Origin of the sequence: Caldimonas mangrovi, assembly GCF_023721835.1 — a bacterium.
Classification (GTDB): Bacteria; Pseudomonadota; Gammaproteobacteria; order Burkholderiales; family Burkholderiaceae_C; genus Caldimonas; species Caldimonas mangrovi.
Genome location: NZ_JAMKFE010000012.1, coordinates 98,770 through 118,999, shown reverse-complemented (window position 1 = coordinate 118,999; position 20,230 = coordinate 98,770). Strand labels below are relative to the sequence as shown.

The window sequence follows — 20,230 nt, the reverse complement described above, 5'->3', positions numbered from 1 at the left end:
AAAGACAAATGCAAATCGCCCCGGGCGCCATCGTCCCGGGGCGAAAAAGACGGTGAATTATAGAATTCCGCCCTCCCCCCAGCCGCTGCCAGATGTATTCCACCGAGCCTCCGCGTCTATTTGCCCTCGTGCCATGCGCCGGCGTCGGTGAGCGGGCCGGCGCGGGCGGTCCGAAGCAGTACGCCCGGGTGGCCGGCCGCTCGCTGGTGGCGCACACGCTGGCGGCGCTGGCAGCTGTGGAGCGGCTGTCCGGCGTGATGGTGGTGTTGTCGCCCGGCGATGCGCAGTTCGAGCAGGCCGCGCCCGGCTACACCGGCTGGGTCGAGCGGGTGGGCGGCGCCACGCGGGCCGAGTCGGTCGCTCAGGGTCTGGCTGCGCTGGTCGACCACGGCGCGCAGCCGCACGACTGGGTGCTGGTGCATGACGCTGCACGCTGCCTGCTGCAGCCGGCGTGGGTCGATGCCCTGATCGACGCCTGCCAGGACGACGAGGTGGGCGGCTTGCTGGCGTTGCCGGTGCCCGACACGCTGAAGCAGGAAGCCGGAGGCCGCGTGAGCGCCACGGTGGAGCGCGCCGGCAAGTGGCAGGCGCAGACACCGCAGATGTTCCGGCTGGGTCTGCTGCGTCCGGCACTGGTGCAGGCGGGTGCCGCCGTCACCGACGAGGCCAGCGCGATCGAGGCGCTGGGCCACGCGCCGAAGCTGGTGCGCGGCGCGCTGGAGAACTTCAAGGTCACCTACCCGCAGGACTTCGAGCTGGCGGAACGTTTGCTGAGGACGCGTTGATGGACATTCGCATAGGCGAGGGCTGGGACACGCACGCGCTGGTGGCGGGGCGCAAGCTCATCCTCGGCGGTGTCGAGATTCCGCATACGCTGGGGCTGCTCGGCCATTCGGACGCCGACGCGTTGCTGCATGCGATCACCGATGCCGTGCTCGGTGCTGCCGGCCTGGGCGACATCGGCCGGCATTTCCCCGACACCGACGAGCGCTTCAAGGCAGCCGATTCGTCGGTGCTGCTGGCCGAGGCGGTACGCCGGGTGCGCGAGCAGGGCTGGGAGCTGGTCAACGTCGACAGCACCATCGTCGCCCAGGCGCCGAAGATGGCGCCACACATTCCGGCCATGTGCGAGCGCATCGCCCGCGCGCTGGGCTGCGAGGTGCAGCAGGTCAACGTGAAGGCCAAGACGGCCGAGAAGCTGGGGCCGGTCGGACGGCAGGAATCGATCGAGGCGCGAGCGATCGCCTTGTTGCGGCGAGCCTGATTTCTTGCGGTTCAGGGCGCCTTCTTCAGGCGCAGGCGGGCAATCAGGCCGGTGTCGGGCGGCATCGCGTTCGACAGCTCGAAGGTGCCGCCCATGCGCATGACCGTCTTTTCCACCACGGCGAGACCGAGGCCGGCCCCGGTGGCCGCCGTGCGCGCGGCATCGCCGCGGAAGAACGGTGTGGTCAGCTGTGGCAGCTTCTCCGGCGGCACGCCGGCGCCATGGTCGCGCACCGTGATGATGACCCAGGGCCCGGTGCGCGCGTAGGTCACCTCCACGCGCGCAATGCCGCTGTTGGCCGAGCGCCCGTAGCGGCGCGCGTTCTCGAACAGGTTGGCGAGCACCCGGCCCAGTTCGGTGTCGTCGGCCATCACCTTCGTGTCGATGGCCACGCGCGAGACGATGCGGATCTGGTTGGTGTCGCGGAAGGCGGCAATCTCGCGGTCGACCACGCTGCTCAGATGCACCGGTACCAGTTTCACTTCGCCGGGACGCGCGTAGTCCATGAACTTGTCGATGATCGCATCGAGCTGGTCGATGTCTGCCGCCATGTTGCGGCGCGCCTCCTCGTCGTTGACGCTCATCTCGGCCTCGAGCCGCAGGCGCGCCAACGGGGTGCGCAGGTCGTGCGAGATGCCTGCCAGCATCACCGCGCGGTCTTCTTCCACCTTGGCCAACTCGCGTGCCATGCGGTTGAAGCCCATGTTGACCTCGCGGATCTCGCTGGTCAGCGTTTCCTCGTCGAGACGCGACTCGAATTCGCCTTCACGGATGCGGCTGGCGGCGAACGACAGCTGCTTCAGCGGCTGGTTGATCAGGCGAGCGACACCGGCCGAGCCGAGGATGGTGGCCAGCAGCGCGATGCTGACCCAGATGAACCACGTGCGGCCGGCGACGGCCTGCACGCGGCCCGGGTCGACCTGCAGCCAGTAGCGGTCGTTCTCGATCGTGAAGTCGATCCACAACCCGGGCGTGTCGTTGACACTGGTCGCGACGATGGTCGTCGGCCCCAGGCGCGAGCGCAACTCCTGGCCGATGCGGCGCGTGAAGCGGTCGGTTTCGAACGGTTCGTAGCGGTCGGCCTTTTCGCTTGGCTGCAGCTTGATCGACTCCTGCTCGGAGATGGTCTTCAGCAGCGTCACGCGATTGATGCTGTCGGCGTAGCGCAGCGCGGCACGCGACAGGTTCACCAGGCTGGCCAGTTGCTGCGCCGCCTGCACCGCGCGCGGCTCGAATTCGAGTGCACGGAAGGTCTGCACCCAGGCGAAGATGCCGAAGCCCAGCAAGACACCGAGCAGGATGAACGTGCGCCAGAAGAGGCTGAGCGTGACGCGTTTGCGGGCCATGAACGAGGAAATGCGACTGCCCCGGAGTATGCCGCTTCCCGCCGCGGGGGCGCGGCGAGGAAGCGGTCAGGTCAGTCGGGGGAGGCGCGGCAGGAACTGCCGCGGGGGGAAGGGACTTCAGGCGGTGCCGTCCGGCACGAAGACGTAGCCCACGCCCCAGACCGTCTGGATGTAGCGCGGCTGGGACGGATCGGGCTCGATCATCTTGCGCAGGCGCGAGATCTGCACGTCGAGGCTGCGGTCGAACGGTTCGAACTCGCGGCCGCGCGCCAGTTGCGCCAGCTTGTCGCGCGACAGTGGCTGGCGCGGGTGGCGCACCAGGGCCTTGAGCATCGAGAACTCGCCGGTGGTCAGCGGCATCGGCTCGCCGTCCTTGGTCAGGCGGCGCAGCGCCAGGTCGAACTCGAACGGGCCGAACACCACGCTCTGCGGTTCCTTCGCCGGGGCCCCTGGGGCCTCCAGCGTGGGCCGGCGGCGTAGCACGGCGTGGATACGAGCCAGCAGTTCGCGCGGGTTGAACGGCTTGGGCAGGTAGTCGTCGGCGCCGACTTCGAGGCCGACGATGCGGTCGACGTCCTCGACCTTGGCGGTCAGCATGATGATCGGCGTTGCGTCGTTGGCCGCGCGCAAGCGGCGGCAGATCGACAGGCCGTCCTCGCCGGGCAGCATCAGATCGAGCACGATGAGGTCCACCGTTTCGCGGGTGAGTACGCGGTTCAGTGCCTTGGCGTCCTCGGCCAGCAGGACTTCGAAGCCTTCCTGGGTCAGGTAGCGGCGAAGCAGATCGCGGATGCGCGCGTCGTCGTCGACGACCACGACACGGTCCATGCGGGCATTGGGCGTTTGAGATGTCATGAGCAAAGCTCCCGAACTTGTAACAGGCGGGATTTTGTGCGGTGCAACCGAGCATTTTTGCCCGGCCTGACCAACTGTTACAAATCTTGCGCCTCACTTCACCGCGTGTCCAGAGGGTTCCCCCGTCCCAGCGCGTGAAGAAACGTCTCGCAGCGTAAAGCCGTGACCCCGTAGCAGCGGGTGCCGCGTTGGCAGGGGAGAATCCTCGCGTCTTCGAGGCATCGAAAGGAAAACAATGAAGCTCCGTCCCGCCGTTCTTCCCCTGGTCTTGTCCCTCGCGGCCTGGGCGGCCGCGCCTTCCGTACGCGCGCAGCCGGCAGTCGCCGTGATGGCGCAGCCGCAGAACGTCGTCAGTCTCGACGCCAGCGCCAGCATCGAGGTCACGAAAGATCAGCTCGCCATCACGCTCACCACCACCAAGGAAGGCGCCGACGCCTCTGCAGTGCAGAACTCGCTGAAGCAGGCGCTGGACGCCGCACTGTCCGAGGCGCGCAAGAGCGCGCAGCCCGGCCAGATGGACGTGCGCACCGGCAACTTCTCGCTCTACCCGCGCTACAGCCAGCAAGGCCGCATCACCGGCTGGCAGGGCACGGCCGAACTGGTGCTCGAGGGCAAGGACTTGCCGCGCATCGCACAGACGGCCGGTCGTCTGAACACGGTGACGATCGCCCACATCGTGCAAAGCCTCTCGCGCGAGGCGCGCGAACGGCATGCGAGCGCCGCCACGGCGCAGGCCATCGCCAACTACAAGGCCAAGGCGCAGACCTATGCGAAGGAATTCGGCTTTGCCGGCTATGTGCTGCGCGAGGTGAACGTCTCGACGAGCGAGCCCGGCGGTCACCCCCAACCGATGATGCGGATGGCGAAGGCCGCAATGGAGGACGCGTCGGTCCCGGTCGAAACCGGCAAGGAGACCGTCGTGGTGACGGTCAGCGGCAGCGTGGTGATGAAATAGCCCCCCCGAAGCGCCTTCGGCGCTTCCCCCTCGAGGGGGCGCCGCTGGCAGACCGGCGGAGCTGGATCTGCGGCGGCACTCGAACGCCGCCGGGGGCGGCGAGGCGAAAAGGGAGGAGGGCGCGTTCGTTGGCGCGACCGGGTCCTACTGCGCGGCCCAGCCACCGTCCATGTTCCAGGCCACGCCGCGCACGTTGGCAGCGGCGTCGGAACACAGGAACACCGTCAGTTCGCCCAGCTGCTCGGGCGTCGTGAACTGCAGCGAGGGCTGCTTTTCGGCCAGCAGCCGGCGTTTGGCTTCGTCGACCGGCACGCCTTCGTTCTGTGCGCGTGCGTCCACCTGCTTCTGCACCAGCGGTGTCAGCACCCAGCCCGGGCAGATCGCGTTGACCGTCACGCCGGTGGTCGCGGTTTCCAGCGCCACCGCTTTCGTGAACCCCACGATGCCGTGCTTGGAGGCGACATAGGCCGACTTCTGCGCCGAGGCGACCAGGCCATGGGTCGAAGCGACGTTGATCACCCGGCCCCAGTTTTTCGCCTTCATGCCCGGCAGCGCGAGCCGTGTGGTGTGAAAGGCAGACGTCAGGTTGATCGCGATGATGGCGTCCCATTTCTCGACCGGAAAGTCCTCGACGTTGGCGACGTGCTGGATGCCGGCGTTGTTGACCAGGACGTCGGCACCGCCGAACTCGTTGTGCGCATAGGCCATCAGGGCGTCGATCTCGGCCGGCCGACTCATGTCGGCGCCGTGGTAGCCGACCCTCACGCCGAGCCGGGTGACTTCGGCGCGTGCCGCGTCGACGTCGCCGAAGCCGTTGAGCACGATGTTTGCGCCCTGGCGCGCCAGCGAAAGCGCGATGCCCAGGCCGATGCCACTGGTCGAACCGGTGACGAGTGCCGTTTTTCCTTTCAACATGTGCAGTCCTCTTTGATATCGTTGCGACAGGCGGTTCGCCGCATTATGACGATCGAGGTTTCCTGAAAATGACTGAGCCCCGCCTGGATTTCGTGCAGTGTCTGGACGCGCAGGGGCTGCACCGCATGGCGTACTGGGAGTGGGGCGACCCCGCCAATCGCAAGGTGCTGGTGTGCGCCCATGGGCTGTCTCGCCAGGGCCGCGATTTCGACAGCCTGGCCAAGGCGCTGTGCAGCGAGTACCGCGTCGTGTGCCCGGACGTGGTCGGGCGCGGGCGCTCCGACTGGCTCGGCGACCCGATGGGCTACCAGATTCCCACCTATGTGGCTGACATGGTCACGCTGCTGGCGCGCCTGAACGCCGGAACGCTGGACTGGCTGGGCACGTCCATGGGCGGGCTGATCGGCCTGGGCCTGGCGTCCCTGCCTGGCAGCGCGGTGCGCCGGCTGGTGCTCAACGACGTCGGCCCGGTGATCGAGCCGCAGGCGCTGGCCCGCATCGGCACCTATGTGGGGCAGGTGCCGCGTTTCGCGACGCTGGACGAAGCGGCCGACTACATGTGGTCGATCTCGCAGGGCTTCGGGCCGCACACGCGCGAGCAGTGGCTGGCGCTGACGCGGCCGATGCTGAAGCCCTTGGCGGACGAGCAGGGCGAAGGCTATGTGCCGCACTACGACCCGCGCATCGCGGTGCTTTTTCATGCGACCAGCCCCGAGACGGCGGCGGCCGTGCAGGAACTGCTCTGGCAACGCTACGACGCGGTGAAGGCCCGCACGATGGTGATCCGCGGTGCCGAGTCCGACCTGCTGAAACGAGACACGGCGCAGGCGATGTCGCAGCGCGGGCCGAAGGCCGTCGTGCACGAGTTCGCGGGCGTGGGCCATGCGCCGACGCTGGTCGCGCCCGAGCAGATCGCGGTGGTGCAGGAGTTCCTGACCGCGCCATGAAAACCGGCTTGCAGGACTCCGGCCGCGACACCGCGGCCATCGTCGCCTTGGCCGGCGACGTCGATGGCTCGCTGGTGCAGCGTCCGACGGCGGCGGTGCTGGCAGAGGAACAGGCGCGCCTGGAGCGGGCGCGGGCCTTCGCCGTGCCGCTGTTGACGGGCCAGCTGCTCGATACCGGCGAGGACGCCCTGCACCACACCGAAGGCGTGGCTGCCATCCTGCAAAGCATCGGTGCCTCGCCGTCGATGCTGGCGGCCGTCTACCTGGTCTACGTCGGCGACTACCTGAACCGGCCCGAGGAGGCGATCGGCAAGGCCTTCGGCAGTTCGTACGCGGGCCTGGTCGGCGCGACGCGCAAGCTGGTCCAGATCCAGCGCAACGCGCGCGACGCGCTGGTCGACGAGGAGATGCGCGCGGAGCAGACCGAGCGCGTGCGCAAGATGCTGCTGGCGTTCTCCAAGGACTTGCGGGTCGTGCTGCTGCGGCTGGCGTCGAGGTTGCAGACGCTGCGCTACTACGCGCAGTTCAAGCGCGACTGCCCGTTGGTGCTGGCGCGCGAATCATTGCAGGTGTTCGCCCCGCTGGCCAACCGGCTCGGCATCTGGCAACTGAAGTGGGAGCTGGAAGACCTGTCGTTCCGCTTCCTCGAGCCGGAGTCGTACAAGACCATTGCGCGCATGCTCGACGAGAAGCGCGTCGAGCGCGAGCAGGTGGTGCACCTGCTGCGCGAGCAGGTGCACGGGCTGCTGAAGCGCCATGGCATCGCCGCCGAGGTGCAGGGCCGGCCGAAGCACATCTACAGCATCTGGAAGAAGATGCGCGGCAAGCAGCTCGACTTCGACCATGTCTTCGACATCCGCGCGCTGCGTGTCGTCGTGCCCAGCGTACGCGACTGCTATGCGACGCTGAGCGTCGTGCACGAGGCCTACCGGCCGCTGCCGGAGGAGTTCGACGACTACATCGCCCGCCCGAAGGCGAACGGCTACCAGTCGCTGCACACGGTGGTCTACGACGAGCGTGGCCGCTCGATCGAGATCCAGATCCGCTCGCGCGAGATGCACGACCACGCCGAACACGGCGTGGCTGCGCACTGGGCCTACAAGGAAGCCGGCACGAAAGGCTACGGCGGCGTCAGTGCCGTCGGCGACTTCGAGGCCCAGGTGGCCGAAGCACGCAAGGCGGTGCTGCGCCAGCTGCTGGCCTGGGAACGGGACTTCGCGGGGCAGGGCGGCGACGCGGGCGGCGGCGTGTTCGACGACCGCATCTATGTCTTCACGCCTCAGGCGGCCGTCGTCGAGCTGCCGAAGGACGCGACGCCGGTCGACTTCGCCTACACGCTGCACACCGACCTGGGCCACCGCTGCCGTGGTGCCAGGGTCGACGGTGCGATGGTGCCGTTGAACACGCCGCTGCGCAGCGGCCAGACGGTGGAGGTGATCTCGTTGAAGGAGGGCGGCCCGTCGATGGACTGGCTCAACCCCGAGCTCGGCTACCTGCGGAGTCCGCGCGCCAAGGCCAAGGTGCGCGCGTGGTTCAACGCGCTCGCGCAGCAGCAGACCATCGCGAAAGGCCGGGAGCTGGTCGAGAAGCTGCTGCAGCGCGAGGGCCGCACCGCGACGAAGCTGGAAGACCTTGCCGCACTGCTGGGGTTCAAGAGCGCCGACGCACTGTTCGACGTGGTCGGCAAGGACGAGTACTCGCTGCGCAACATCGAGAACGTGCTGCGCCCGAACGAGCCCGCACCGCCGCAGGACGACTTCATCGCGTTGAAGAAGTCGCGCGCCGACGAAGGCGGCTCGAAGGGCGGGGTGCTGGTGGTGGGCATTGAGTCGCTGCTGACCCAACTGGCGCGATGCTGCAAGCCGGCGCCCCCCGACGCGATCGGCGGCTTCGTCACCAAGGGCAAGGGCGTGGCGGTGCACCGTACCGACTGCTCCAACTTCCGCCAGATGGCCGGGCGCCACCCCGAGCGCGTGATCGGCGTGCAATGGGGGCAGCCGCCGGCGGACAAGGCGACGGTGTACCCCGTCGACGTTGCCGTCGAAGCGAACGACCGGCAGGGGCTGTTGCGCGACATTTCCGAGGTCTTCGCGAAGGAGAAGATGAACGTCACCGGCGTGCACACGCAGTCGGTGAGGGAGACCGCCTGGATGACGTTCACGGTGGAGGTGTCCGACTCGGCGCGGCTGGCCCACGTGCTCGGCGTCGTCGCGCAGATTCCCGGGGTGCGGGTGGCGCGCCGCAAGTAGCGAGACTGGCGCAATCGTTCGAACTCATGCTATAGTCGCGTTTTCTTCAGGCGCGTAGCTCAGCTGGTTAGAGCACCACCTTGACATGGTGGGGGTCGTTGGTTCGAGTCCAATCGCGCCTACCAAAATTGCCAGAAGATGCAAGGGCTTGGCAGCGATGCCAGGCCCTTGTTCTTTTGGCGGTGCCGAACGGCGCACCGGCCCCTTCACGCCGAGGGGCACCGCCGCTCGCGCGGTGGCAGCCGAGTTGCTGCCGGCAGCGCGCGCCGGGCCGCTGCTTCGGGCAGGCGGTGCCCGGTTCGGGCACCGAGGAGCGCGGCCCCGCGCGTCTGCCACAGTGCCATGCCATGGAGAAAACCCGGCATTCCATGCGCACCCGCCGGCGGCGATCGCCGCGGCGGCTCCATGCCTCGGCACGGTGGCCATCGGCGATGCCGTGCGGCGCCGCCGACGCTGCCGGCAGGCTGGTGCATGTGGCGCAAGGCGATCACCACACGGTGTATGTCCGCGACGAGGGCGGCTCGCGGTACCTGTCGTTCTCTGCGGTAGAGAAGCGCGTTCAGACCCGGGTCAGCCTGGCACCAGGCGGCGCGCTGCTCGACGATTGGGTGGCGTGCCTGACGGCCGTCGTCGCCGCACATCCTCGCCCGAGGCGCGTGCTGATGCTCGGCGTGGGCGGAGGTGCCCTGCCGATGGCCCTGCGCCGCATCCTGCCCGATGTGCAGATCGATGCGGTCGACCACGACGCGGCCGTGCTGCGTGTCGCCACGGAGTTCTTCGGCCTGGAGCAGGACCACCGGCTCCGGCTGCATGCGCTCGACGCACGCGTGTTCATCGAACAGAGCCGCCGCGACGGCCGGCACTACGACGTGATCGTGCTCGACGTGTTCGACGACGACTACATCCCCCAGCATCTGATGACGGTCGAGTTCCTGCGCGAGATGCGCAGCGCCCTCGCCGCCGGAGGGTGGCTGGTGGCCAACACCTTCGGCCCGGAGCCATTGTGGCGGCGGGAATTCGCCAGCTATGCCAGTGCGTACGGGGATTTCCATGCCATCGTCGTCGGCTGGAATCGCATCCTTGTGGCCGGAGGCGCTGCCGCGGGGTCGGCCGGGGAGTTCGAGCGCGACATGCTGCAACGGGCGACGGCGCTTGCGCCGGTCGGCGCCGGGTGGAGGGTCGGCTGCATCGAAAGCGTCCGTGCCGGCGCATGCGCCGCGGCGCCGATATGCGACGCCGAGATCGATACACCCGCGCTGCAGCGCTTGCGCAAGCAGGCGGTGGCCCGGCCGGCGCCGCCGTGCTGGGGTGCGATGGCCATGACGCTCGTCGAAGCCCGCATGCGGGAGAGTGCGAGCACGGCGCCGGCGTGACGCAGGCGTCGTGCGCGGCGGTTCCGAGCATCGCGTGTCGTCCGCTGATCTCGGCGAGTTCGGTTGGCTGCTCCAAGCTTCGCGCTGAAGGCCCATGAACCGGGTGCCGCACGCGATAACCGACGCGTTCGCGGCCCGCGCGGGTTCCGGCCAGCGGACGGCGCGCCGCCGTTCGATGCGTGTCAGCTTGAGGCAGGAGTAGAGATGAGAATCGTCACCTTGTTCACCGATCGCGCAAGCGAGCTCTGTGTACAGCCGTTGCTGGCCTGCCCGGGCGTCGACCTGGTGGTCCAGCGTGACATCAACGGCGTGCTCGCGTCGGTGCGCAGCGGATGCGTGCACGCGGCTCTGATCGAGGACAACGAGGTTCGCCTCGGCCACTGGCTGGCGGTGCTGAAGAGCCACGGCCTGGCAAGATTCCCGTCCATCATCGTCGGCGCCGGGCGGCCCGGCGACATCACCCGTGCGCTGAGATGCGGCGCGGTGGACTACGCCTGCGTCAACGATGGCGCCGAGAGCATCCTGGCGCGCCTGCGGGCTCGCGTCGAAGCCAGCGAGCAGCCGCAGGATGACGCCAGCGTGCTGCAGGTCGGCGCCTACGTGCTCGATCGTGCGCGCCAGCGCATCACGCACAACGGACGCGAGATCGTGCTCACGGCGCGCGAGTTCGCACTGGCCTGGCTGCTGTTCGAGTACCAAGGCAAGGTGGTGACCCTCGACACGGTCGCTGCGCGTGTCTGGGGGAGGGCGGCAGACATCAGCAGGCGGTCCATACAGCAATACATCTATCGTTTGCGCTGCAAGCTCGGCGAAACGCCGCAGGCCAGTGGCCCGGCCATGTGCGTGCAAGCGGTCTACGGCATCGGGTACCGGCTGTACGTCGGCGAGCCGCAGCGTGAGTCAGCCGGCGGGTGGATGACGCGCTCATCGTAAAGCCGGCCTGAGCGGGCCTACCCCCGCGAATGGAGGGGGTGGGGCGGCTCGACCTGGGGCGGCATGGCCCACGTTGCGCGCGGCCCGGTCGGGATGCCGTCCGCGCTCACTTTGGCCGAAGCCTGCGTCACTTCGACGACTCGCGCCCAGGATGGCGGATGCAGGCTGTGCCGAGCGGGGCGACTTCTTGCATCCAGGTGCAACCTGCATCCCTCGAAAGAGTTAGCCACGGGTTCCCGGATTACGTGATTCGCTGCATCGCTTGCCGCAGTAGTCTTTCTCGACACCGCATGCCGATGCGCGGACATGCACACCACAGGTTGTTGCGCAGCAATACGACAAAGAGGTTGCCGATGAGCTCCGCACCGAACACGACACAGCCCGGACCTTCGCGTGTGGCTGCACTTTTCATCAACCGCTGGACGGAGGCATCGGTGAGCGGCGCGCTCGAGACCGAAGGCATGCGCATGCGCAGGCTGCGCACCGCCGCCGAGCTGGTGAGCGCGCTGCACACCGCCGACTTCGACATCGCCATCATCGAGGACAGCGGCAGCCACCTGGCCGGCTGTCTGGCAGCCCTGCGGTTCCGCGGAACGACCACCGTGCCCATCATCGCGGTGGGCAACGGCTCGGCGGCCGAGATCGCCTCTGCACTGCGCCTGGGCGTGGCCGACTATGCGGTCATCGGCGAGGCCAACAACACGCTGGTCAACCGCATCCGCGCGCGCGTCGAGGTGTGTCGGCAGCCCGAGCAGCGTGCGTCGCAGCATGTCGGTCCCTGCACGCTCGACGCCGAGTCGCGCACGCTGCGCTATCGCGGAGGGGAACTGCAGCTGACATGGCGGGAGTTTGCGCTGGCGTGGGTGCTGTTCGAGAGTCCGGGGCAGGTGGTGCATCTGCACACCATCTCGCGGCAGGTGTGGGGCACCGACATCAGCGTCGCGAAGCGGACCATCGAGCAGCATGTCTGCCGGCTGCGGCGCAAGCTGCTGCTCGCGTGCGAATCTGCCGACCAGATGCTGGTGCTGCACGCCGTCACCAACGTGGGCTACCGCATGGTGGCCGAGGCGCGAACCACCTCGCGACGCTTGCACGTCGCCTTGCCGGCGGTCGGACTCACGGCGGCCCCGGTGGTGTCGGCGGTTGAGCCCTGAGGCGGCACGGTGTGCACGCACGCCGCGCCGGGGCAGGTCCGGGCCCGATGCCGATGAGCGGGTGATGCACGGCACCGTGTGGACGGACTGGGCGCTGCGACGCGTCCGGTGATGCGCTCGTACCTGTGCCTTCCGGTCGGGTGTTCTCTTCGCATGCCACCGCGCGGTTTCGGTTGCGGCGTGGAGAAGCGGGATCGAGGCCATCAACAATGGCCGCAACTCGTTCACCGCAGCACGCACGACGTGCACCCGCAGTTCGGCCCGAAGGAGGCTCGCATGAATTCCGTCTACGCTCCGGGCGGACCTGCGTATGCAGGACCGCTGATGAACGTCACCGGCGCCAACCCGTTGCAGCAACAGGCGCAGCAACTCGCCGGTGCAGCGGTCCAGACCGCGATGGCCGCCGTGATGACCGCCATGGGCGGCCTGATGAAGGCTGCGTTCTCGCAGCCATCGCCTTTCGGCGCTGCCATGCCCCTCGGTGCCGCCTTGCCGTTCTGCGGCAGCATGTCGCCATCCGGTGCAGGGCCGACCCCGGAGCAGACCCTGCAGAACGCAGCCCAGCTGCTGCAGGCGAGCGCCGTGCTGTTGCAGCACCTCGGCGGCAAACCCGGCGCAGCGCGGCCCACCTCCACGGCATTGACTGGCGCGGCTCCCGCGCCGAAACACCCGCCTTCGGGCGTGCCGGGCGCTCCAGACGTTCCGCCGGGGCGCAACGACAAGCCCACGGGCAACCATACGGTCGCCGACTACGTCAATGCAAACAATGGATTGCTGGGCAAGCTGGGCAACCAAGAGGGTGTGAAGGACAAGCTCAAGGAACGCTACGGCGATTGGGACGACCCGAACCGCAGCGAGGCTGAGCGCAAGCAGTCCGCATACAACGCCGCTCGCCACGTCGGCATGTGCAAGAACAAGAAGGCGCATGACGGTTCGGACCGTGGCGACGTCCCGAAGAACGGCAAGATGGAAGGCGCGACCGATAGCGGACAGATCCACCCTGGAACCGAGATGGCCGCTTTGAAAGATTCGCTGAAGGGCAGCGGCGCCGAGCAGGACAAGAACACCCGAGACATCCTCGGCAACCCCAACCTGGCCTACACCAAGAACAAGCACGTGCGCAAAGACGGCACCACCAAGAGCAACGCCAAGATGATTGCAAGCGAGGCAGGCAAGGCGCTGTTCTTCATCCCCGGGCTGAGCAATGTGCTCAAGGGCATCGGGGATTCGGAAGGCGGACTGGGGGGCGCGATCAAGGGCGGCTTCGGCGGCGTCTTCAAGACATGGAAGAACAATGCCGAAGGCGTGGGGAACGCGATCATGACCGGCCAGGTGAACCCGAGCGCGCTGCTGTGCGAGATGTACAAGGCAAACATTGCCGGAAACGAGCAATCGCCGGAATGGGCCAAGACCATGGCGAACGTGCTCTAGAGGCTGTTGCCCGATCGATGGACGCCGCGGCTCCACCCCGGTTGGCCGCCGGCGCGCATGGATCGGATCGACTTGTTGCTCCTGACCCTCTCCACGCGCCGGCGAAGAAGCCGGCCGCGCTCCTTCCTCTATCGAGATCGAACCGCGCGGGCGCCGGACGACGAGAACGCCGTGGGCCGAACGAATCTCGCGGGGATGCCGAGCGTGGGCCGGCCGCTCGCGCCGGTGCGTATTGCCAGGGCGTGTCTCGGCTGCGCTTCAGGAAGCGGTGTTGCGGGCGCCTGCGTGACCGCGCGCAGGTCGCTTTCGTGCACGAGCGCGTGACCGCCATGCGGATCGACGCCGCGCAGCAGGTACCACACGCCAGGGTGATCGCTGCGCAAACCGACGGCCGCGACCTTGCATTCGACGCGCGGACTGCAGGCATCGAGACCGGGGGCGCTGACGCGTTGGTCGACCGCGTAGATGCCGTGCGCCGGCTCGAGACGTACGCCGAAGGGGGTGTCCAACGATGCAGGTGCCGCCGATTGCAGGCGAGCTGCCAGGGTCGCCATGACCTGCAGCGCGTGCTGAGGCTTGTTCATATCCGCTCCTGCGTATGGTCGTGATCCGACGCAGTGTCGGATGGCAGCCGTCGCGGGAGCGGGCTTGGGCGCAACGATCGACACGGACGCGAAGCAGAACGGGCGGCTTCGTTTTTCCGCGGGCGAGCTTCGCAAGCCGACGTGCGATGACGTGCTGCACTTCTAAGGTTGCGCTTGTGGCGTCCGTCGTGTGTCGCAGCCTCGCGATGGCGGCCGCCACCCCCCTCATCGCAACCATCGTCGACACCATGATCAACCCTTCATCACCTGTACAGGCAGCGTCGGAGCATGGTCTTGCCGGCTCGGTCGGCGCGCATCTCCTGTGGTGCGACCTGCTCAGACAGGTCGGTTGGGAAATGGAGGACAACCTCGAGGCCGCCATGAGGACGCTGTCCGATGCGGCACTGCACGGTCGGCTACGGTCCACCGCGATCTCCGAGGTGCGTCGCAGCCTGGAGAAGGCGAGGCAAATCGGCGTCAGGAGCCAGCAGATCGCAAGGATTGCCGAGCGGGGCACCCGCGGGCGCACCGAACGCATGAAGCTCGACGATCTGGTGCAGGAGGTGCTGGATGGGTGTGCCGAGGCCTTGCGCGCGAACCGGCTGTCGGTCGTGCGATTGCTTCCCGCCGTCGAGGTCTCGGCCGACCGCGCGCTGGTGGTCTCGCTGCTACAGGGTCTGATGGCGTGGGCCGTGGACCATGCCGAGCAGCGGCTGGAACTCCACCTCGAGCGTGGTGCGTCCGCAAGCGAGGCGCACCTGGTGTGCGCGTTCCAGCACCGCGCCGAAGGCGCTCGTTGCAGCCGGTTCGGCGGGCCCGCCGCCTGGGGGGCCAACTGGCATCTGCTGCGGCATGCCGCGCATGCACTGGGGTGGGGCATGCGCAGCGGCGATGACGGCGGCATGACGTGGGTGCGGTTCGGTTTCGCGTGTATCGATGTGCGCGAATCGCCGGCGATCGAGGTGGTCGAGCTGCGGGCGGGCAAGACACACGACGGTCGCGATGCCGGCCCGGACAGCCGCGTTCTCGTGGTGGCGACCTGCGTCGCCGCGCGCCGGACGATCTACGAGAGCATCGAGCATCTGGGGGTGCAGGTGGAGTTCTCGGACGCTGCGCTCGAGCAGATCGTGCCGCGTCTGTCCGCCGCACCGGCCGCGGTGATCCTGGAGCGCGACGCCCCCCGGGAACTGGTCGATCACCTGAGGCGCGTCTGTGCCGCGTCCGGCACGGCACTGATACAGATCGCCGCCGAGGAGCATGCAGTGGAGATCGGCGAGCCGGGCGGCAGCCCGATGGCCCGCATCGGCATGCAGGTGCTCGGCTCGGCCTTGCCGATCGCGTTGCTGCTCGCGCTGTCGCCTGCATCGACCCCGGCGGAGGATCACCCGGTTCGTGCGCCGGCACCGCTGCGCAGGGTACCGGCTTGCATGCACATGTAAGCTGCCGGCACCTGGCCGGTACGGCCTTGCGGCGTTGTTGCGCCGCCTACGGCGTTGCGATTACCCTTTCGAGGGATGCATTCGGGGCGTCGATGGGCCATCTTACGCAGCTGGTCCACGCCCTGGCTTCAAGATCGATGCGAGCGCGTGGATGCGGAGCGCGAAATGAACGACAACCTTCACAAGGAGCGCAGACTTCAGGCTCACCGGCTACGGTTGACGCTGCTGTCGGTCGCCAACACCGGCCTCGAGGCAGCGGTGATGCTGCTGTACGTCTGGGCGGGAGAACTGAGCTGGCCCATGTGGGGGGCCTTTGTGGTGGCTTGCGTCGGGCTGCATTCGGTGTTCGCGCTGCTGATCTGGACCGGCTGGAACCTGCGCCTGCGCGATCCCGGCATGCTGATCGCGCAGGTGGGGGCGGGCTGCGCCGCCCAGATCATCTTCCTGGTGCTGGTGCCGCAGCTGGCGATCCTGTTTCTGGTCGGCGTGTGTGTGACCTACATCTTCGCGATGGTCAGCTTCAAGCCGGGGCAGTTCACGTGGGCCTGGCTGCTCGCCGGGTTGTCGATCGGCGTTGCGCTGTATCTCGTTCGCGACGACTTCCGCTATCCGGCGGTGAACGGTCTGACCACCTTTGCATTGTGGCTCTACTTTTTCCTGGCCATCCACCAGCTGACGACCTTCGGTTCGCAGTTCAGCACGCTGCGCATGAAGCTGTCCGAACGCAACCGGGAGCTGTCGGAGTCGCTTGCCAAGCTCGAGGAACTCGCCGGCCAGCAGCGACTGGTCGAGCGCGAGCGCATTTCCCGCGAACTGCACGACACCCTGCTGCAAGGCATCCAGGGCCTGATCCTGCGTTTCCAGTCGGCGGCGATGCGCATCCCCGACGACACGCTGGCACGCAAGATGATGGATGACGCGCTCGATCAGGCGGACCGCATCATGCTGGAGGGGCGCGACCAACTGGCAGGACTGCGAGGCGCGGGCAGTGCACCGGGCAGTCTGGCAGACGTGCTCAGTTCCGCGGGCGAAGAGCTGATGGCCGACTACGGCCCGCAGTTTCGGTTCGAACGGCATGCCGGCCCGCGCGAACTTCAGCCCGTGGTGGCCGAGGAGGCCTACCGGATCGGCCGTGAGGCGCTGCTGAACGCCTTCCAGCACGCCCGTGCCAGCGAGGTGCGTGTCGAACTGACCTACGGCGAGGACGAACTGAGGTTGCTGGTGCGCGACGATGGCAGCGGGGTGGACCCGCAGGTCCTGTCGGACGGCGGCAGGCAGGGACATTGGGGGCTGTTCGGCATGAAGGAGCGTGCGCGGCGTCTCGGCGGCCGGCTGACGGTCCGCGAAGCCGAAGGCTCGGGAACCGAGGTCGAGCTGGTGGTCCCCGCCGCGCTGGCCTACGCCCTCGAGGCGCCGGGGGCCGCCGAGGGTCTGGTGGCCTGGCTGCGCTCGAAAAGGTCCAGCGCATGAGCAGCGTGGTGGAGCCGGCGCCGATCTCCGTGCTGGTGGTGGACGACCACCCCTTGCTGCGCGAGGGTATCGCGGGGGTGATCGCCGACCAGCCGGACATGCGGCTGGTCGGCGAAGCCACCAGCGGCGAGGAGGCGATCGAATGCTTCGAGCGCCTGCGCCCAGCCGTCACCCTGATGGATGTGCGCATGGCCGAGATGAGCGGCATCGACGCGATGATTGCCATCCGCGACCGCTTCCCCGATGCACGGGTCATCATCCTGACGACCTACCGCGGCGATGTGCAGGCGATGCGTGCCATCAAGGCCGGTGCGGCCGGCTATCTGCTGAAGAGCATGCTGCGCAAGGAACTGCTCGAAACCATCCGGACCGTGCATCGCGGGCAGCGTTGCATTCCGCAGGAAATCGCCGCCGATCTTGCGCGGCACTTCGGTGACGACGCGCTGTCGGAACGGGAGGTCGGCGTGTTGCGCCTGGTGGCGGCTGGCAACTCCAACAAGCGCATCGCGGGCCTGCTGGAGATCTCGGAAGAGACGGTCAAGGCCCACATGCGCAGCATCCTGGCGAAGCTCGGCGCGAACGATCGCACCCACGCGGTCACGATTGCGCTCAAGCGAGGCATCATCGAAGTCTGACGCTTGCGGCCGCTCGATGTCGTGAGCCCGCCGTCCGCGCAACGGCACGGCAGCCGCACGCCGTGCGCCTGTTCACCTCGGATCCGCGGCGCTTCCATCGCCACCGGCCCGCCATGCGAAGCGTTGCAACGGGCATGCGAAGCGTGCAGCGCCGCAGGGGCTTCGAGCGCTTGCGACGGCATGCCGGCGCAAGCAACATCACACCCGGTCGAGCAACAGCTCCATGGCAATCACACCGCAAGGAGTTCGTCATGTATCCCCGAGTGTTTCCTTCGCGCAGGGCCGTCCGTGGCCTGACGCTCGTCGAGTTGATGGTCGTGATCGCCGTGGTGACGATACTCGGCACCCTGTCATCGGGTTCCATGCAGGCGCTGATCGATCGAACCCGTCTCGAGAGCTCGACCTTCGACTTCCTCGGTGACTTGCAGTTCGCCCGTTCCGAGGCGATCACGCGCGGACTGCCCGTGTCGATCTGTCCGTCGTCCGACGGCGCCGCGTGCGCGGAGGGTGACGCATGGCACCTGGGCTGGATCGTGTTCGTCGATGCCGAGGGCGACGGCAGCGTGTCGGACCCGGCGCTCGTGCTGCGACGTCGGTTGCCATGGCACGACCGCTATACCCTGGTGTCGGAACACGGCACGGGCATCCTGAGTTTCGGGCGCGACGGCTTCCTGCTGCGCTTGTCGGTCTCCGAGGCGCAGTTGCGGGCGGAGGCCAGCGGCGGCAGCGTGTGGTCGGCGAACTGCATCACCATCAACCGTGCGGGTCGGCATCGCGTCGAGCGGGCCGGCACGGGGAGCTGCGCATGAGGCCCGTATCCACGCCGAGCCGCCGGCATGCCTCGGGCTTCTCGATGATCGAGGTGCTGGTGTCCATGGTCATCGCGGCCGTCGGCCTGCTCGGCTTCGCGAAACTGCAGGCCGCGGCACTGTCGAACACCCAGACCGCTCGCACCCGTTCGCTGGTCGCGATGCAGACGGCCAGCCTGGCCGCAGCGATGAACGTGAACCGCGCGTACTGGGGGGCGCCGACGGCCCCGGCCGAGGTGACCGTTCGCGACGGTGTGGTGTCCGACCCGGCCGGGGTGCTGTCTGCGTCGGTGGACTGCCGGGCCGGAGGCTGCACGCCGGCCGAACTGGCGGCGGACGACCTGCAGAACTGGGCCCGCAGCGGGCACAGCCAGTTCCCCGCGCACGAGGCGACCGTCGCTTGTGCTGCCGGTGCCTCACGTCCGGCGCATTGCGTCATCACGGTCAGCTGGACCGAGAAGACGGTGGCGATCAATCGCAGCACCGCGGCGTCACCCACCGCGATGACGTCGCGGCAGCAGTACACGCTATATGTGGAGCCTTGAGATGCGTCCGTCGAATGCTTGTGCCACGCCGCGCCGCCAGCGCGGGCTCAGCCTGATCGAACTGATGGTCGCCGTGGCGATCGGCCTTTTCATGCTGAGCGGTTTTGCCGCTTCGTTCGTCGGCATGAAGCGGGCCTTCGTCGCGCAGGACCGGCTCGCGGCTCTGCAGGACAACGAGAGACTCGCCCTGAGCCTGCTGGCCGCGACGGTGCAGGCCGCGGGCTACCACCCGGACCCGTTCGAGCAGCCTGCCGCCGAGGCCTTGCCGGCGGCGACGACGGCCTTCGGCCGCTTTGCGCCGGGGCAGGGCCTGGTGGGTGCCGGCGGTTCGGATGCCGCCACGTCGCTCACGACGCGCTACGTGGTGGCGCCTGGACAGGCGCTCGCCGACTGCGCCGGACGGCGCAACGAGGGCGCGGCCGCGGCGCTGGTTGTCAACACCTATACGGTGGGAGCCGATCGCACGCTGCGGTGTTCGGTCGATGACGGCGCGACGAGCATCGTGCTGGTGAGCCAGGTGCAGTCGCTGATCGTGCTCTATGGCGTGGCCGTCGACGATCGCAACGTTGACCGCTACCTGGCTGCCGACGACGTCAGTGCGGCGAGTCTGTGGCCACGGGTCCGCAGCGCTCGCATCACCGTGCGCTTCGTCAACCCGTACGCCGGCGCGCCCGGCGAGCCGCCCACGATCGACTGGGTACAGCACGTCAACCTGATGAACCGGACATGACCATGAGCCGCTCCCTCTCGTTGCCATCACCGCCGCGCCGGCCAGCCGATGCCGGATTCGTGTTGATCAGCGCCATGCTGATGCTACTGGTCGTCAGTGTCCTCGGCGTGGTGATGCTGCGCGGCACCGGGCTGCAGGAACGCATCGCGGCCAACACGCGCGACAAGCTGCGCGCCTTCTCCGTCGCGCAGAGCACCTTGCAATACGGCGAGTGGTGGCTGTCCGACAGCGGCACCGGGGCAGGGGTGCCGTGCAGCGGGGTCAGGCCCATTGCCGACGGCAGCGGCTTGCAGGTGTGCGCCGACCCTCTGGCCGACGCCGCCGCGCTGCCGTGGGCCGCGCGTTTCGAATATGCGCCCCAGGAGTTGTCGATCTCGCCCGATGGCGGGCTGGCCGACGATGGCGGGTGGAACTATCGCGAGGCACCGGCGCTGTACATCCACTACCTCGGCTTCTCCGCTGACGGCAGCGGGCAGCTGTACCGCGTGAGCGCGTCCGCGAGCGGCGGCAAGTCCAGCACGGCCGCGGTGGTCCAGAGCACCTATCAGGTCACTTCAGGTATCAGGGATCTGGGCGGTTTGTGAGGAGGATGAGGC

At 68.1% G+C, this 20,230-nt stretch carries 20 protein-coding genes and 1 tRNA gene; 17 read left to right on the top strand and 4 right to left on the bottom strand.

Annotation, left to right across the window (positions count from 1 at the left end):
* Positions 1-92: 92 nt before the first annotated feature.
* Both ispD and ispF read left to right on the top strand, forming a co-directional pair.
* Positions 93-785 carry a 2-C-methyl-D-erythritol 4-phosphate cytidylyltransferase gene (ispD, locus tag M8A51_RS18530; protein ID WP_251780007.1) on the top strand — a complete coding sequence of 231 codons (693 nt, stop codon included), beginning with the start codon at positions 93-95 and terminating at the stop codon, positions 783-785.
* Positions 785-1,264 carry a 2-C-methyl-D-erythritol 2,4-cyclodiphosphate synthase gene (ispF, locus tag M8A51_RS18525; RefSeq protein ID WP_251780006.1) on the top strand — a complete coding sequence of 160 codons (480 nt, stop codon included), beginning with the start codon at positions 785-787 and terminating at the stop codon, positions 1,262-1,264. Before ispD ends, ispF begins: the two co-directional genes overlap by 1 nt.
* Before the next feature lie 11 nt (positions 1,265-1,275).
* Here the strand turns inward: ispF and M8A51_RS18520 are convergent, their stop codons facing one another.
* Complete coding sequence (locus M8A51_RS18520) at positions 1,276-2,610, bottom strand: sensor histidine kinase (protein WP_251780005.1); 1,335 nt, start codon at positions 2,608-2,610, stop codon at positions 1,276-1,278.
* 117 nt (positions 2,611-2,727) lie between these two features.
* Positions 2,728-3,465, bottom strand: coding sequence for an osmolarity response regulator transcription factor OmpR (gene ompR, locus M8A51_RS18515; protein ID WP_251780004.1), 738 nt, complete (start codon positions 3,463-3,465; stop codon positions 2,728-2,730).
* A 235-nt stretch (positions 3,466-3,700) separates the two neighbouring features.
* On the opposite strand from ompR, the gene M8A51_RS18510 reads away from it, so the two are divergent.
* Positions 3,701-4,420, top strand: a complete 720-nt coding sequence (locus tag M8A51_RS18510) for an SIMPL domain-containing protein (RefSeq protein ID WP_251780003.1) — start codon at positions 3,701-3,703, stop codon at positions 4,418-4,420.
* Positions 4,421-4,564: 144 nt separating this feature from the next.
* On the opposite strand, the gene M8A51_RS18505 is transcribed toward M8A51_RS18510, so the two are convergent.
* A complete protein-coding gene (locus M8A51_RS18505; protein WP_251780002.1) occupies positions 4,565-5,335 on the bottom strand; it encodes a 3-hydroxybutyrate dehydrogenase in 771 nt (256 codons plus the stop codon).
* A 68-nt stretch (positions 5,336-5,403) separates the two neighbouring features.
* Between M8A51_RS18505 and M8A51_RS18500 the strand changes: the two genes are divergently transcribed.
* From M8A51_RS18500 to M8A51_RS18470, 7 genes are all read left to right on the top strand, one after another.
* On the top strand, positions 5,404-6,282 hold the full coding sequence (locus M8A51_RS18500; RefSeq protein ID WP_251780001.1) for an alpha/beta fold hydrolase: 879 nt from the start codon (positions 5,404-5,406) through the stop codon (positions 6,280-6,282).
* Positions 6,279-8,531: a RelA/SpoT family protein gene (locus M8A51_RS18495; RefSeq protein ID WP_251780000.1), complete on the top strand. Its 2,253-nt coding sequence runs from the start codon at positions 6,279-6,281 to the stop codon at positions 8,529-8,531. Before M8A51_RS18500 ends, M8A51_RS18495 begins: the two co-directional genes overlap by 4 nt.
* Positions 8,532-8,579: 48 nt before the next feature.
* Positions 8,580-8,656 (top strand) — tRNA-Val (locus tag M8A51_RS18490).
* A gap of 306 nt (positions 8,657-8,962) precedes the next feature.
* The gene (locus tag M8A51_RS18485; protein ID WP_251779999.1) at positions 8,963-9,904 is read left to right on the top strand and encodes a spermidine synthase; all 942 of its coding nucleotides are present in this window, start codon (positions 8,963-8,965) and stop codon (positions 9,902-9,904) included.
* 204 nt (positions 9,905-10,108) lie between these two features.
* Entirely contained in the window at positions 10,109-10,837 is a 729-nt protein-coding gene (locus M8A51_RS18480) for a winged helix-turn-helix domain-containing protein (protein WP_251779998.1), read from the top strand.
* 353 nt (positions 10,838-11,190) lie between these two features.
* A complete protein-coding gene (locus tag M8A51_RS18475) occupies positions 11,191-11,991 on the top strand; it encodes a winged helix-turn-helix transcriptional regulator (protein WP_251779997.1) in 801 nt (266 codons plus the stop codon).
* Positions 11,992-12,387: 396 nt separating this feature from the next.
* Complete coding sequence (locus tag M8A51_RS18470) at positions 12,388-13,422, top strand: hypothetical protein (protein ID WP_251779996.1); 1,035 nt, start codon at positions 12,388-12,390, stop codon at positions 13,420-13,422.
* Between the two features lie 128 nt (positions 13,423-13,550).
* Here the strand turns inward: M8A51_RS18470 and M8A51_RS18465 are convergent, their stop codons facing one another.
* Positions 13,551-14,006 carry a hypothetical protein gene (locus M8A51_RS18465; protein WP_251779995.1) on the bottom strand — a complete coding sequence of 152 codons (456 nt, stop codon included), beginning with the start codon at positions 14,004-14,006 and terminating at the stop codon, positions 13,551-13,553.
* Between the two features lie 176 nt (positions 14,007-14,182).
* On the opposite strand from M8A51_RS18465, the gene M8A51_RS18460 reads away from it, so the two are divergent.
* From M8A51_RS18460 to M8A51_RS18430, 7 genes are all read left to right on the top strand, one after another.
* Positions 14,183-15,445: a hypothetical protein gene (locus M8A51_RS18460; RefSeq protein ID WP_251779994.1), complete on the top strand. Its 1,263-nt coding sequence runs from the start codon at positions 14,183-14,185 to the stop codon at positions 15,443-15,445.
* A 165-nt stretch (positions 15,446-15,610) separates the two neighbouring features.
* Positions 15,611-16,915, top strand: a complete 1,305-nt coding sequence (locus M8A51_RS18455) for a sensor histidine kinase (protein WP_251779993.1) — start codon at positions 15,611-15,613, stop codon at positions 16,913-16,915.
* Complete coding sequence (locus tag M8A51_RS18450; RefSeq protein WP_251779992.1) at positions 16,912-17,550, top strand: response regulator; 639 nt, start codon at positions 16,912-16,914, stop codon at positions 17,548-17,550. Before M8A51_RS18455 ends, M8A51_RS18450 begins: the two co-directional genes overlap by 4 nt.
* A 62-nt stretch (positions 17,551-17,612) precedes the next feature.
* Entirely contained in the window at positions 17,613-18,359 is a 747-nt protein-coding gene (locus tag M8A51_RS18445; protein ID WP_251779991.1) for a GspH/FimT family pseudopilin, read from the top strand.
* Positions 18,356-18,904, top strand: coding sequence for a type IV pilus modification protein PilV (gene pilV / locus M8A51_RS18440; protein ID WP_251779990.1), 549 nt, complete (start codon positions 18,356-18,358; stop codon positions 18,902-18,904). Before M8A51_RS18445 ends, pilV begins: the two co-directional genes overlap by 4 nt.
* Position 18,905: 1 nt before the next feature.
* Positions 18,906-19,634: a PilW family protein gene (locus M8A51_RS18435; protein ID WP_251779989.1), complete on the top strand. Its 729-nt coding sequence runs from the start codon at positions 18,906-18,908 to the stop codon at positions 19,632-19,634.
* A gap of 2 nt (positions 19,635-19,636) precedes the next feature.
* A complete protein-coding gene (locus M8A51_RS18430) occupies positions 19,637-20,218 on the top strand; it encodes a pilus assembly PilX family protein (protein ID WP_251779988.1) in 582 nt (193 codons plus the stop codon).
* Positions 20,219-20,230 lie beyond the last annotated feature (12 nt).

Excerpts from the sequence above, each read along its gene's own strand:
- M8A51_RS18475 (WP_251779997.1), top strand. The coding sequence starts at position 11,191 with ATGAGCTCCGCACCGAACACGACACAGCCCGGACCTTCGCGTGTGGCT.
- M8A51_RS18470 (WP_251779996.1), top strand. The coding sequence starts at position 12,388 with ATGGCCGCCGTGATGACCGCCATGGGCGGCCTGATGAAGGCTGCGTTC.
- M8A51_RS18455 (WP_251779993.1), top strand. The coding sequence starts at position 15,611 with ATGAACGACAACCTTCACAAGGAGCGCAGACTTCAGGCTCACCGGCTA.
- M8A51_RS18430 (WP_251779988.1), top strand. The coding sequence starts at position 19,637 with ATGAGCCGCTCCCTCTCGTTGCCATCACCGCCGCGCCGGCCAGCCGAT.
- M8A51_RS18505 (WP_251780002.1), bottom strand. The coding sequence starts at position 5,335 with ATGTTGAAAGGAAAAACGGCACTCGTCACCGGTTCGACCAGTGGCATC.
- ispD (WP_251780007.1), top strand. The coding sequence starts at position 93 with ATGTATTCCACCGAGCCTCCGCGTCTATTTGCCCTCGTGCCATGCGCC.
- M8A51_RS18500 (WP_251780001.1), top strand. The coding sequence starts at position 5,404 with ATGACTGAGCCCCGCCTGGATTTCGTGCAGTGTCTGGACGCGCAGGGG.
- ompR (WP_251780004.1), bottom strand. The coding sequence starts at position 3,465 with ATGACATCTCAAACGCCCAATGCCCGCATGGACCGTGTCGTGGTCGTC.
- M8A51_RS18450 (WP_251779992.1), top strand. The coding sequence starts at position 16,912 with ATGAGCAGCGTGGTGGAGCCGGCGCCGATCTCCGTGCTGGTGGTGGAC.
- pilV (WP_251779990.1), top strand. The coding sequence starts at position 18,356 with ATGAGGCCCGTATCCACGCCGAGCCGCCGGCATGCCTCGGGCTTCTCG.
- M8A51_RS18435 (WP_251779989.1), top strand. The coding sequence starts at position 18,906 with ATGCGTCCGTCGAATGCTTGTGCCACGCCGCGCCGCCAGCGCGGGCTC.
- M8A51_RS18485 (WP_251779999.1), top strand. The coding sequence starts at position 8,963 with ATGCCGTGCGGCGCCGCCGACGCTGCCGGCAGGCTGGTGCATGTGGCG.
- M8A51_RS18465 (WP_251779995.1), bottom strand. The coding sequence starts at position 14,006 with ATGAACAAGCCTCAGCACGCGCTGCAGGTCATGGCGACCCTGGCAGCT.
- M8A51_RS18495 (WP_251780000.1), top strand. The coding sequence starts at position 6,279 with ATGAAAACCGGCTTGCAGGACTCCGGCCGCGACACCGCGGCCATCGTC.
- ispF (WP_251780006.1), top strand. The coding sequence starts at position 785 with ATGGACATTCGCATAGGCGAGGGCTGGGACACGCACGCGCTGGTGGCG.
- M8A51_RS18480 (WP_251779998.1), top strand. The coding sequence starts at position 10,109 with ATGAGAATCGTCACCTTGTTCACCGATCGCGCAAGCGAGCTCTGTGTA.
- M8A51_RS18510 (WP_251780003.1), top strand. The coding sequence starts at position 3,701 with ATGAAGCTCCGTCCCGCCGTTCTTCCCCTGGTCTTGTCCCTCGCGGCC.
- M8A51_RS18520 (WP_251780005.1), bottom strand. The coding sequence starts at position 2,610 with ATGGCCCGCAAACGCGTCACGCTCAGCCTCTTCTGGCGCACGTTCATC.